Annotated in this window: 11 protein-coding genes; 6 read left to right on the top strand and 5 right to left on the bottom strand. The window is 28.8% G+C overall.

The genetic code is table 11. The features are described from left to right. The first annotated feature begins 289 nt into the window (after positions 1-289). The gene (locus I1959_RS00790; RefSeq protein ID WP_092927076.1) at positions 290-457 is read left to right on the top strand and encodes a (2Fe-2S)-binding protein; all 168 of its coding nucleotides are present in this window, start codon (positions 290-292) and stop codon (positions 455-457) included. 205 nt (positions 458-662) lie between these two features. Next, complete coding sequence (locus I1959_RS15855) at positions 663-758, top strand: hypothetical protein (RefSeq protein ID WP_416389773.1); 96 nt, start codon at positions 663-665, stop codon at positions 756-758. A gap of 131 nt (positions 759-889) precedes the next feature. Here the strand turns inward: I1959_RS15855 and sstT are convergent, their stop codons facing one another. Next, the gene (gene sstT, locus I1959_RS00780) at positions 890-2,110 is read right to left on the bottom strand and encodes a serine/threonine transporter SstT (RefSeq protein ID WP_092927080.1); all 1,221 of its coding nucleotides are present in this window, start codon (positions 2,108-2,110) and stop codon (positions 890-892) included. A 245-nt stretch (positions 2,111-2,355) separates the two neighbouring features. Here sstT and glsA point away from each other — a divergent pair, with 245 nt between their 5' ends. Beyond that, a complete protein-coding gene (glsA, locus tag I1959_RS00775) occupies positions 2,356-3,282 on the top strand; it encodes a glutaminase A (protein WP_195236841.1) in 927 nt (308 codons plus the stop codon). Between the two features lie 90 nt (positions 3,283-3,372). Here the strand turns inward: glsA and I1959_RS00770 are convergent, their stop codons facing one another. Both I1959_RS00770 and I1959_RS00765 read right to left on the bottom strand, forming a co-directional pair. Continuing rightward, positions 3,373-3,564 (bottom strand): small, acid-soluble spore protein, H family, encoded by a 192-nt coding sequence (locus I1959_RS00770; protein ID WP_166504945.1) that lies wholly within the window; start codon positions 3,562-3,564, stop codon positions 3,373-3,375. 120 nt (positions 3,565-3,684) lie between these two features. Then, positions 3,685-3,846, bottom strand: a complete 162-nt coding sequence (locus tag I1959_RS00765) for a hypothetical protein (protein ID WP_195236840.1) — start codon at positions 3,844-3,846, stop codon at positions 3,685-3,687. Between the two features lie 364 nt (positions 3,847-4,210). Here I1959_RS00765 and I1959_RS00760 point away from each other — a divergent pair, with 364 nt between their 5' ends. Continuing rightward, complete coding sequence (locus I1959_RS00760) at positions 4,211-5,293, top strand: lysylphosphatidylglycerol synthase transmembrane domain-containing protein (RefSeq protein ID WP_195236839.1); 1,083 nt, start codon at positions 4,211-4,213, stop codon at positions 5,291-5,293. Positions 5,294-5,378: 85 nt separating this feature from the next. On the opposite strand, the gene I1959_RS00755 is transcribed toward I1959_RS00760, so the two are convergent. Next, a complete protein-coding gene (locus I1959_RS00755) occupies positions 5,379-6,743 on the bottom strand; it encodes an amidohydrolase (RefSeq protein WP_195236838.1) in 1,365 nt (454 codons plus the stop codon). A 231-nt stretch (positions 6,744-6,974) separates the two neighbouring features. On the opposite strand from I1959_RS00755, the gene I1959_RS00750 reads away from it, so the two are divergent. Both I1959_RS00750 and deoD read left to right on the top strand, forming a co-directional pair. Beyond that, on the top strand, positions 6,975-7,994 hold the full coding sequence (locus I1959_RS00750) for a BMP family lipoprotein (protein WP_092927090.1): 1,020 nt from the start codon (positions 6,975-6,977) through the stop codon (positions 7,992-7,994). A 38-nt stretch (positions 7,995-8,032) separates the two neighbouring features. Beyond that, positions 8,033-8,740 carry a purine-nucleoside phosphorylase gene (gene deoD / locus I1959_RS00745; RefSeq protein ID WP_092927092.1) on the top strand — a complete coding sequence of 236 codons (708 nt, stop codon included), beginning with the start codon at positions 8,033-8,035 and terminating at the stop codon, positions 8,738-8,740. Positions 8,741-8,910: 170 nt separating this feature from the next. Here deoD and I1959_RS00740 read toward each other — a convergent pair whose 3' ends face one another. Next, positions 8,911-12,717 (bottom strand): multicopper oxidase domain-containing protein, encoded by a 3,807-nt coding sequence (locus I1959_RS00740; protein ID WP_195236837.1) that lies wholly within the window; start codon positions 12,715-12,717, stop codon positions 8,911-8,913. Between the last annotated feature and the right edge of the window lie 177 nt (positions 12,718-12,894).

Raw genomic sequence — 12,894 nt, 5'->3', positions numbered from 1 at the left:
CTCATCCTTCTTTTTATATTTTAAACTAAGATTATTTTTAACAATTTAAAAAATATTATACAACTGTTTACTTAAAAATCTTTTCTGTACTTTATTTTCTTTTGTATAGATTATAATTTAGATGTCTTATTAGAAGTTTCATACTTTAAAATAAATAACATATGCTAATTATATAAACATAGATGCAATAACTTTTTAAGACATAATATTTTAATTTTTATGATTGAACACCTTTTCCTTGGGTATCTACAATTGTAAGAATATATTAAAGTTTAAAGGAGAATTTAAAATGGAAAATAAAACAGTATGTTTTTGTAAACAAGTTAAATATTTAGATATAAAAAAAGCTATAGAAGAAGGCGCTAAAACAGTAGAAGATATTAAAAATGCTACTGGTGCAGCTACTGGATGTGGTAGATGTGTATCTTCTATAGAAGAAATCTTAAAAGAAAAATAATAAATAAATCTTAAAAATATTACTCATACAAAAAAAGTGCTTAAATTAAGCACTTTTTTGTTTTCTTATTTTTGTATTTTTAAGTTTAATTATTTGTTTATAAAATTTATATAATAATTTAACAATAAATGATATAACTTTATATAAAGCTTGTATGTGCTAGGATACTGGAGTTTATTACTATACTACTTACAACAACAGTCAAATAACTGCTATTGATATGTTCAAAGAAAATTTAGATTCAGATACTTTAAAGTCTTTTACATATATTAATAAACCTGTTATACATTTTGCTAGTTAGTTTATGTAATCTAAAACATACTTTAATTTATTTAAATAAAAAAGAGGATAAGTATCCTCTTTTTTATTTTCTATCTAATTTAGTATAAATACATTTTAAATATATAAATTACGCTCATTTAAGTTTTATTTTTATGCTCCTTTTTTCTCTTTTCTATTTTTAGCATATTCTGCCACAGCTGTAAAAAGCACATCCGTAGAAGAATTTAGTGCTGTTTCACAAGAATCTTGTATAACCCCTACTATAAATCCTACTCCTACTACTTGCATTGCTATATCGTTTGATATACCAAATAAGCTACAAGCTAGAGGTATTAAAAGTAGTGACCCTCCTGCTACTCCAGATGCTCCACAAGCACTTACTGCTGACATTAAACTAAGCAATAATGCCATACCCATATCTACTTCTATTCCTAAAGTATTGACTGCTGCTAATGTTAATACTGATATTGTTATAGCAGCTCCTGCCATATTTATAGTTGCTCCTAGTGGTATTGATACTGAGTATGTGTCTTTATTTAAATTTAATTCTTCACATAGCTTCATGTTTACTGGTATATTTGCAGCTGAACTTCTTGTGAAAAATGCGGTTATTCCACTATTTTTCAAACATTTAAACACTAAAGGATATGGATTTTCTCTCATGTATACATAAGCTATTATAGGATTTACTACTAATGCTATAAATGCCATACATCCTATTAATACTACTATCAAATGTCCATAACTAAGAAGTGATTCTATTCCTTGTGTTGCTATAGAATTAAATACCAATCCCATTATACCAAGTGGTGCAAAATTTATTATCCACCTTACAACCGTTGATAGAGCATCTGATACATTTGATATTACTAATTTTGTTGAACTTGAGGCATTTTTTAAAGCTAATCCTAGCATTAATGACCATGATAATATACCTATATAATTTGCATTTAAAAGTGCACTTACTGGATTATCAACCACATTCATTAGTAATGATTTTAATACTTCTACTATACCTTCTGGTGGTACAACATCTTTAGCTCCCTCTACTAATGTTAATGTTGTTGGAAATATAAAACTTCCCACTACTGCTGTTAATCCAGCTAAAAATGTTCCTAACAAATAAAGTACTAAAATTGATTTCATATTTGTTTGCTGACCTTTTTCATGGCTAGATATCGCTGACATTACTAAGAAAAATACAAGAATTGGTGCTACCGCTTTTAATGCCCCTACGAATAAAGAACCAAAAATCACTATTGGACTTGCTATGTCTTTAGCTGTAAGTGCAAGTATTATTCCTATTATCAGTCCTATTAATATTCTTTTTACCAAACTTATTTTATTCCATTTGTTTATTAAACCCTTCATGATCTCCCCCTTTTTCTTTCTTCTATTTTTAGTTCTTATAGAGTATATATGCTTTTTTACTAACCCTATTCTATTTATTTTTAACTTTATATATAAAGTTAAGTAATGATTTGATTGTATAGATTCTAAATTTGTTAATAGTTAATTTTTATAATATTTTTTGAATTTTTAGATATGTTTTTTTGATGTGCTTTAGGGTAAGTACACTACTAATAACAAATTTTATAAAAAAGGAAGCGATTTTTATGTTTGATTTACTAAACAAAATAGTTAATGAAAACAAAAAATACATAAAAAATGGTCATGTAGCTACCTATATACCAGCACTTGCTGAAGTTGATGAAAACCAGCTTGGTGTAGCTATTGTAGATTTGAGAGATTGCAATTGTAAGGAATACTTTGCTGGAGATTATAATAAATCTTTTGCAATAGAAAGTACTTCTAAGGTCATAGCTCTTATAATGGCTATGATGGATAATTCACCACAGTATGTTTTTAGAAAAATAGGGGTTGAGCCTAGTGGTTTTGCTTTTAATTCTATTCTTAATATGAAAATAAATAATAAGCCTTATCCATCTAATCCATTTATAAATGCAGGTGCTATTATTGTTAATTCACTTATAATGGGTAAAAATAGTAATGAGAAAACCAATAGAATATTAGAATTTACTAGAAAGTTAACTAACAATCCTAATATTCATGTAATTGAATATATTTATTTATCTGAAAAAAGAACTGGTGATATAAATAGGTCTTTAGCTTATTACATGAAGGGGCATGGCCTAATTGATAATGTTGAAGATGTTTTAGACTGTTATTTTAGACAATGTTCTATTTCTGTTACTGCTATGGATTTGGCAAGGATTGGGGCTATTTTAGCTAACAAAGGAGTCAGTCCTTTTACTGGCGAAATGATTATACCTAGAGATATTTGTACTATTGTTAAGTCTATAATGGTTACTTGTGGCCTTTATGATGAATCTGGTGATTTTGCAGTACATATTGGAATACCTGCTAAATCTGGTGTTGGCGGTGGTATACTTGCTACTGTACCTAATAAAATGGGAATAGGTGTATTTGGACCTTCACTTGATGCTATGGGTAATAGTGTTGCTGGTGTTAAGATTTTACAACAGTTGTCTAACGAGCTAGTTTTAGATATATTTGATTAAATTAAAAAGATGCTTAAAATAATTATTTTAAGCATCTTTTTATGATTGTATGTTAAGCATATAGATTATTATGTAATCTATTAATTTTCTCTATTGTTGTTTTTTCTCACTTAGCTCTTCTATTAAAATATCAAAACCTCTATTATTATTTATTGATTTAACATATGCAGTTCCTATATTACTATTAAGACTAACTATATTTACTGGCTCATTTTGATAATATACTACGATATTTTCCTTTTGCTTTGAGTTCATTATCTCTGCTGCTCTTCTTAATTGCATGATGTTCCTCCTAAATGTTGTTTTAGTCTTAGTTTTTCATTTTTAAATTATTTTATTCTTACATACATATCATAATCCTATATATATCTTTAATATGTTTAATCATATGCCAGTATACTTTTATTTCATCTGCTGCTTTAAATAAACCTCTTTATCATTCCATAACTCTACTTGTCTATTTATCTTTTCTTGAAGCTCTTTTTGGGTACTTGCCTTTATAATTTTAGTTTCTTTTAAATAAGTATTTTCTATAACTTGTAAACAATTATGTTTCTTTAGCATAATTCCTCCTAAAAACTTTTACATTAGTTTTTTCAAAATTTATTCTATTTATCCATGATTTATCCTTCTAATATTTTAATATTACCATCTGCATATCGCTTTATATGAAACTATTATAAGTTTAGTTGATATATACATTTGTAATTCCTTTTTTTATATGTATAATATATATATAACTTACATTCGATAAACTTTGGTGAATTCAAAGAGATTTACTGCAAAGTGAATGTGATTTTTTATTGTTATATAAAAAATCACTTATATACAAATTTAATAGTTTTTTGTAAATTTGATAGATACTATTTTTTATTTCGAACTTAATTAAAAGAGTTGAAAATAGACATTTTTAAATAGGGGTGGTATTATGAAAAAAATAAGTAAAAAGCCTAAAAATCTTTTGCAATACATTTTTTTAATCCTTTTAATGACAGTAACCACTTATTTAGTCGCTAGTACATTAGATATAAATATTTTATCTGATATTTTAAAAGTAATTGATTATAAGTATATAGCTGTTGGATTTTTATTAATGATTTCATATATAATTTTAGAAGGTTATATTTTAAGAGTTATAATAAACTCTATACATGGAGCTAAAACCAAATTTTTAGGATATAAAGTAGGTATATTAGGTCTTTATTATAACTTAGTTACTCCTATGGCATCTGGTAGTCAACCTATGCAAGTTTATGAGTTATCAAAATCTAATATATCAGCTAGCAAAGCTGTTGCAGTTGTCTCTAATAAAACTGTTATATATCAAATTATGGTAACTTTATATTGTATTTTTTTAATGGCTTTTAATGTAGATGTTCTTAAATCTACTTTAAAACCTGTACTTACTTTCATTGCTATGGGTATGTCTCTTAATATAGTTACTTTATGCTTCGGATTTTTTATAGTTTATAGACCAACTCAAACTAAAAAGTTTGTTCACTTTATTTTTAATTTATTAAGTAAAATTAAATTTTTAAAATTTTTAGATAACAAACGACCAAAAGTGAATAGCTTTATAGATGAGTATAATTTTTCCATTAAATCCTTTATAAAGGATAAGAAAGCTTTGTTTAAATCTACATTACTTACAATTGTTCAGCTTACTATTTACTTTAGTATAGCATTTTGTATATATAAAGCTCTTAGATTAAGTGGTGCTTCTTATTTTTATATGCTGTCACTACAAGTCTTTTTATATATGGCTGTTTCTGCTATGCCTACACCAGGCAATATTGGTGCTAATGAAATAGCATTCTTTACAATATTTGGTGGTATATTCTCTAAAGCTATTATTGGTTATTCTGTATTCTTATATGGAATATTTGTATATTATTTTATTTTAATAGTTTGTGGATTATTTACTATATTATCTCAAGGTAATGTATTTAGAAAAATAAGATTATGGCTTAGATTTGCAAAGTATAAAATGAACACGGCTACTAGTAAGTAGTAGATTCTAATATAAAAATCCAACAGCTTTTACTGTTGGATTTTTATATTTATTTAAAATTACATAATTTATTAATTTATCATATTTATTTTATTACTTTAAAGTTAGTTGTTAAGTTTATATTAGCTTTTTTTCTTATTTTTTCTGCTTGATTCTTTACTTTTTCTAAAAGCTCTACCTCATCTAATACTAATATTTCTTTTTCTTTCATTAACCACTTACCATCACATATTGTTGATTCAATATTTTCACTACTCATAGAGTATACTATATTTCCTATTGGATTATGCATTGGCAGTGAATGTATAGTGTTTGGGTTAAGTATTATCATATCTGCTTTTTTACCAACTTCAAGACTTCCTATTTCCTTTTCTAATAATGCACACTTTGCACCGTTTATAGTAGCCATTTCTAATACTGTCTCTGCATTTACAACTTCTGGGTTTAACGTTCTACCTTTATGTATTAATGATGTTAGGTACATATCTCTCATCATGTCCATTCTATTGTTTGACGGAGCTCCATCTGTTCCTATTGATACAGGTATTCCCTTTTCTAACATTTCAGGTACTGATGCAAACCCTAATACTACTTTCATAGCTGCTGCTGGATTATGTGAAACTTTAACATCATAGAATCTAAATAGCTCTATTTCTCTTTCTGTTAACCATACTGTATGAACAGCCAATAAATTTTTATCTAGCACTCCTAATTTATTTAGATGTTCTACTGTTGTAAGTCCCGCTCTAAGCTTTGCAAATTCTACTTCATCTTCTATTTCAGCAACATGCATATGTATACCTGTTTTGTATTTATCTGCTAATTGTTTAGTTTTAAGTATTAATTCATCAGAGTTATTAAATATTGTTCTAAGAGCAAACCATATTTTTACCCTTTCATTAGATGTATTGTTATATTTATTATATAACTCTTCTTGTACATCTAATTCCTCTTGTGTAGTTTTATCAAATGCTTTAGGTAATCCTTCCCCCTCATCCATTACTGATTTTGCTAAACATGCTCTTATTCCTGTTTTATCTACTGCTTCTACCATTGCATCTACATATTGTCCGCCTGATTCTAAGAAAGTTGTTACTCCTGAACGTATTAATTCTATGCAACAAGCTGTTGATGATATTAATGAATCTTCATAATCAAAACTACTTTCATAAGGCCATACTCGTTCTCTTAACCAAGTTAATAAATTTACATCATCTGCTATTCCTCTACCTAGTTGTTGAGACAAATGAACATGAGTATTTACTAATCCTGGCATAAGTATTTTTCCTTTTGCATCATACACTTCTGCACCAGAACTTACTATACTTTCATCAAAATTTCCAACTGCCTTTATTTTATTATCTTCTATTAACAGTTTGCCATTTTCATAAACTTCCCTTTGTCCATTCATTGTTATCAAATATGCATTTTTTATAAGTATCTGCTTCATAATAAACTCCCTTTTTCTCATTTTTTAAAATTATATATTAATTACGAACATTTTTCAATATTTTAGACTTAAAATACGATTTATTTATTTGTTATTTTTATTTAATACATCATATTTATTGAATATTTTTCATTAGTATATCATATTTTGTATTTTTTTATAAAAAACTGTTGTATTTTATATAAGTTTTATATTAAAATAAAATCAATCAATGAACATTGGAGGTAAAATATGAGGTTTAAGAAAATATTGACAGCAGGGGTTGTTTTATCATTGATGTCTTTTGCTCTTGTGGGATGTAGTTCAAGTAGTGGTAGTAAAGAATCTGATACTTTAAAGATAACTATGATATCTGACTTAGGTGGTATAAATGACCAGTCTTTTAATCAATCAGCTTGGGAAGGACTGCAAAAAGCTGAAAAAGAGCTTGGAGTTGATGTTGAAGTCATACAATCTAAACAAGTGTCTGATTATGCTCAAAATGTTGAAACAGCTGTAGATAATGATTCTGACTTAGTAATTGGTATAGGTTTTCAAATGGATGAAGCTATAAGAGAAGCTGCTGAAAACTATCCAGATCAAAAATTCGCTATTATAGATCATTCTTATGAAAAGCAACCAGCAAATGTAAACTCTATAATGTTTAATGCTGAAGAAGCATCTTATTTAGTAGGATTAATAGCTGGTATGAAAACTGAAACTAATACTGTTGGTTTTATAGGGGGTACTAAAAATCCAATAATAGAAAGTTTTGAGTATGGTTTCTTAGCAGGTGTTGATGATGCAGGAAAGGGTACTAAAGTTTTAAGACAATATGCAGATACTTATTCAGATGCGGCTAAAGGAAAAGCTATTGCTAATCAAATGCATTCAAATAATGTAGATATAATATTTACAGCAGCTGGAGATACTGGTTCGGGAGCTATAGAAGCTGCTAGAGAAAATAATAAAATGGCAATAGGTGTTGATAAAGACCAAAACTCTTTAGCACCTGACAATGTTATAACTTCTGCTATTAAAAGGGTTGATATGGTAGTATATAATACGGTTAAAGATTTAGTTAACGGAGATTTTAAAGGTGGGGAAATAAGTGTTTTCGGAATTAATGAAGATGGAGTTGGAATAGCTCCTACTACTGAAAAAAATGTTAATGAAGAAATTTTAGCATTTGTTAAAGAACAAACTGAAAAAGTGAAAAAGGGAGAAATAACTATTCCTGTTAATCAAAAGGAATATGATAATAGAAAATAATATTTAAAATATATATGACATTTTAGGAGGATTTAGACATGGGATTAACACCACATAACGCTGCAAATTTAGGAGATATAGCTGAAACTATACTTTTACCTGGAGATCCATTAAGAGCTAAATTTATAGCTGAAAATTTTTTAGAAAATGCAGTTGAGTATAATACGGTTAGGGGAATGTACGGATATACAGGATATTACAAAGGTAAAAGAATATCAGTTCAAGGTACTGGTATGGGTGGACCTTCTATGGGAATATATTCTTATGAATTAATACATTTTTATGGTGTTAAAAATCTTATAAGAATAGGTTCTGCTGGTGCTTTAAATAGCAATCTAAAAATACATGATATAGTTATAGGTATGGCAGCTTGTACTGATTCAAATTACGGGTCTCAGTATAATTTACCTGGTACATTTGCTCCAATAGCTAGTTTTGAATTAGTAAAAAAAGCTCATGATATAGCTTTAGAAAAGGGAATAACTCCAGTAGTTGGTAACATATTCTCTAGTGATGTTTTCTACAACGATGGCGGTTTAGATGCATTAAAATCATGGAGTAAGATGAATGTATTAGCTGTTGAGATGGAGGCTGCTGCTTTATATATGAACGCTGCTCGTGCAGGAGTTAATGCATTATGTATGTTAACAATATCTGATTTACCTTTTGAAGGTGTTGCTACTACTGCTATGGAAAGACAAACTGCTTTTACTAAAATGATGGAAATTGCTTTAGAATTAGCTTAATGTTATTATCTATGAAATTATTTCTTTAAGCACTACAATCATGATATAATACCTAAATTTTTACAATCAATTTCAAATTAAATTAAAAAGCTATATAAACTTTAAGTTTATATAGCTTTTTAATTTAATTTTATGAAGACTATCTTTTAATTGAGATATGACTTTACGTATTAATTATTAATTCTAAATATACCCCACATACCTGATTCTATATCCCATCTTATAAGCCCAGATCTATATAAATAGTCCCCAGGTATCATGGATGCTCCATTTAGTAATTCTATATTAAACACATTTCCTATATTCATAGCTCCTTGAGCTGATATGATTCTTGTAAATGGTTCTTCTGGTTGGGCTTTCCATTCATGTCCATGAAGTACAAAGCAAGTATTTCTAGGCTTATCGGCTGGCATTAGAAGTCTTATTATAACTTTTTCTCCTGGTGAAGCTTCAAATATTGGTGTAGCTGGATCTCCATGAACTTTAGAGCTAAATATTTTTGATATATCATAGTTAGGATTATATTTTAATCTATTAAAAAATCTTTCTGATCTGTAATTAAATCCTTTTTCACCTCTATCTTCAAAATCTACTGGTTCAGGTACTTCACCATCTTCATTTACTTGATTAGTTTTTATTAAATTACCATGTGCATCCAAAAGTCTTATTCCATTGTGCATAAACATTACAAACTCTCTAAATTGTTCATTTCCATCTACAGATACTGTTACTTGTTCTTTATAATTGTCTTTATTTCCATTATTGCTAGAACTACGTATTTGTGATCCTTCTGGCTCTATTATTATTGCTCCAAATAAACCATGATATCTATGATTTCTTATATCTGTAAATGATGATAATAAGCAAGTTCCATATTCTTCATCTGCGTACCATAAATATTCTATACTTTCTCCAGGTCCTACAGTTTGATCTACATCGTTATATCCTATATTTATACCACTACTATTTATTGGATCAAATTTTAAAAATTGTGGGCTAATTCCTACCCTCATAGACGGCTTAATTTCTTTATCCACTGGTACTCCTGGAAAATCTTGGTATGGTATTGGTTTAGTGAATAAATTAGTTAAAGTTACTTTTATATATTCACCTTTATTTGCTCTTAATATTAATGGAATTGGTTCCATCGTTCCATTAATTATAGCATCTTTGTGTTCATATGGCACAAATAACAATCCATCTGGATCATGATCTTTAAAATTATTATATAGTATATCTTTTTGGATGGCTGCTATATGAAACTCTCTAGTGATTATATTTTTATTTTTCATTGTATCCATATTATTTATACAATTATTATTATTACCTATAGGCAATAATTTTTCAGTTTTATCTTTATAAACTCTTATTATTCCCCATAAACCTAACCAGAAATCATCTTGTCCTCCAAAGTAATAAATATAATCACCTGCTTTATAGTCATCTGTTATTTTTATATTAAATGCTTCTGATATTCCTAATGTTTGAGATTGAACTAATGGTGATTTTTTATCTGTTATTTCTTTTCTCCACTTCATTCCATTTATATTAAATGCATGTTGCTCTTCTTGTGCTCCATCTAATAATCTTATTACAATTTCATCTCCTGGATATGTTTCTAGTAATGGTGTCACTGGGTCACCATGTACGTTAGAACTAAATACATAAGCTGGATCATTAAATACATGATTTGGGTCATTACCATTTAATCTTTCTCTTAAGGGTTCGCATTTATAATTTATGCCCATAACACCTGGATCATCATGTGACCCTGAAAATGGCGGTGGATTTAATGGATTTTTATCTTTATCAAATAGTAATGCAAAGTCATGAACAAATAATCCAAACTCCCTGAAAGTTCTACCTGAAGGTGTTTTTATTACTGCTTTTGTCCCATATTTTATTGGATTACCTGTTTTCGGATCATGGTATGTGGATCCTTTAGGTTCTATTATAAGACTTCCAAACACTCCATGTTGTTGATGTGAATTTGGATTAAGATGGTCGTGGAAGAAACAAGCATTTAATTCTTCATTAGCATAATATCTTTCTACTATAGTTTCTCCATAAAAAACAGAAGCCATATTATTATATCCATTTGCACCACCATCTGAAGCTATAACATCAAACTTAACTAAATGTATATGAAAGCCTACATTATCAGTTAAAGTTTCTAATTGAAATTCTGTTTTCGGTAATGTTTCTGGTAAGAAATTAGTAAGTCTAACTTCTATACAATCACCCTCATTAGCTCTTATAACTAATGGCTCTACATTAATCTCTTCATTTTCTATTCCAGCTACATACATTTTAGCTAACTTTTCTTTATTTTCATCTGTCATCTTATGTCCTGTATATTCTTCTATTTGCTCTTTCATAACATAAAATCTTCCATATGGATCATTCCACCCTGCATTGTTATATATCAATTTTGCTTGTAGTGCAAATAGTTCAAAAATAGCATCTGGCTCTTTAAAGTAGCATTTACTTGTATCTGGACAAGGTTGAGTGTATAAAGCTCCTCTAGTAACATCCTTCGAAAGGTTTGCTCTTTCAATATCAGTTGGGCACATTTTATTTTGACCGTTTTGATTAAGTATTCCTAAAGGCGGCTGTTTTGCCCTTTCTTTAAACACTCCATTTATAAACCCTGGATACCCTGGATGGTCTAAATCTTTTTTAGGTGGTTTTTCTCTATCTGGTAAAGGATTTAGAGCTTTTATATAAGTTCCATCTGGATATAGTGGACGTATGATTTCTCCATTTTCAAGTATTACATCTTTGCCTGTTTCTAATCTATCAAATACTCTCCATAAAGACCACATTCCTTCATGAAAGTGAGGGTATAAATGACAATGCCATATGTGATCTCCTATAGACCCAGGTAAGCTTCCTGCTCCGTGTAATATATCTATAGTATGACTTTCTTGAGGGCTTACTGATATAGAGTCTATTATAGTAGAATTCGGATCATCTGGTTCTAACTTCCATTGATGTGTATGAAGATGGAATACATGTGTTTCTAATACACCTCCATGTATAAGTCTAAATTTTGAGGGGTCTCCTTTATATGCTCTTGGTATAAAAGTTGATGGATCTCCATAAGTCCATGAGCTCATAGAAACGTCTTCACCATCTACTAGCATATGATTAGGCTCTATTATATCTGTGCGGCTGCAGCTATCCTCTGGATTAAAAGGATTACAACATTTAATACCTCTATCTTTTAGCGGTATTAAATTAGCTCTATTTACCATTGGCTCTGATCTATAACTGATAGCAGTTACTGCCATTGGTTGATTAGTATGAGGATCTATTATTTGATTTCCAAATCTATTTACAACTTCAAGTTCATCATGAAAATACACTGCATATTCTCTAAAACTTGGCTTAAATGGATTGTGTATATCAGCAAATATACCGCTTCGAAGTTCAGATCCATCTACAGGGTCTGTCCATGTAGATCCTTTAGCTTGTACTATAAGTGCTCCAAATAGGCCATGTATATTAGTTGCATCTTCACTAAATCTAGTATCTCCCATATCACTAAAGTAAAATATTCCTTCTCTATCTGCATACCATTCATATATTATCTTTTCACCTGGACCAACTGTAGAATCTTCATTGTAACCTACATTAGCACCATCAGATTTTATATTTCTGTACTTAAGTCCTTGCATATGAATTGATAACCTTCTATTTTCATTGTGCTCAAACTCTATTCTTACTGTATCTCCGACATTTGCCCTTATTGTAAGAGGTTGAACTTCTTCTGTAGGTATTGGAAGTGGATCTCCTTTTTGATCTTTATTGTTGAAATTTTTCAAAGCCTTCTCTTTCACTTTCCCTTTATCTTCACTTAATATATACATCATTCCATTTGGATCATAGTCACCAAAAAAGTCATATACAATCGGAATGGATAATACTGTAACATTAAATTTTCTAGTTATATTGTCAAAGTTATTACTATACACCTATATTCCTCCCTTAATTATGTGTTTATATATTAATATGATGTATAGTTTCAAACAGTTACACTTTTATTGCTTTTTTGACATATTATAACCTTGGAAGAATTTAAGTAATTTATAATCTACTAATATATAAAAAAGCCGTATCATTTGATTGTGATACGGCTTTTTTATTATTTT

The organism is Romboutsia sp. 1001285H_161024_C4 (assembly GCF_015550185.1).
In the GTDB taxonomy this organism is placed as follows: domain Bacteria; phylum Bacillota; class Clostridia; order Peptostreptococcales; family Peptostreptococcaceae; genus Romboutsia_C; species Romboutsia_C hominis.
The sequence above is the reverse complement of the archived record's forward strand: the minus strand, read 5'-3'. Positions and strand labels throughout refer to the sequence as shown.

Excerpts from the sequence above, each read along its gene's own strand:
- I1959_RS00790 (WP_092927076.1), top strand. The coding sequence starts at position 290 with ATGGAAAATAAAACAGTATGTTTTTGTAAACAAGTTAAATATTTAGAT.
- sstT (WP_092927080.1), bottom strand. The coding sequence starts at position 2,110 with ATGAAGGGTTTAATAAACAAATGGAATAAAATAAGTTTGGTAAAAAGA.
- glsA (WP_195236841.1), top strand. The coding sequence starts at position 2,356 with ATGTTTGATTTACTAAACAAAATAGTTAATGAAAACAAAAAATACATA.
- I1959_RS00770 (WP_166504945.1), bottom strand. The coding sequence starts at position 3,564 with ATGCAATTAAGAAGAGCAGCAGAGATAATGAACTCAAAGCAAAAGGAA.
- I1959_RS00765 (WP_195236840.1), bottom strand. The coding sequence starts at position 3,846 with ATGCTAAAGAAACATAATTGTTTACAAGTTATAGAAAATACTTATTTA.
- I1959_RS00760 (WP_195236839.1), top strand. The coding sequence starts at position 4,211 with ATGAAAAAAATAAGTAAAAAGCCTAAAAATCTTTTGCAATACATTTTT.
- I1959_RS00755 (WP_195236838.1), bottom strand. The coding sequence starts at position 6,743 with ATGAAGCAGATACTTATAAAAAATGCATATTTGATAACAATGAATGGA.
- I1959_RS00750 (WP_092927090.1), top strand. The coding sequence starts at position 6,975 with ATGAGGTTTAAGAAAATATTGACAGCAGGGGTTGTTTTATCATTGATG.
- deoD (WP_092927092.1), top strand. The coding sequence starts at position 8,033 with ATGGGATTAACACCACATAACGCTGCAAATTTAGGAGATATAGCTGAA.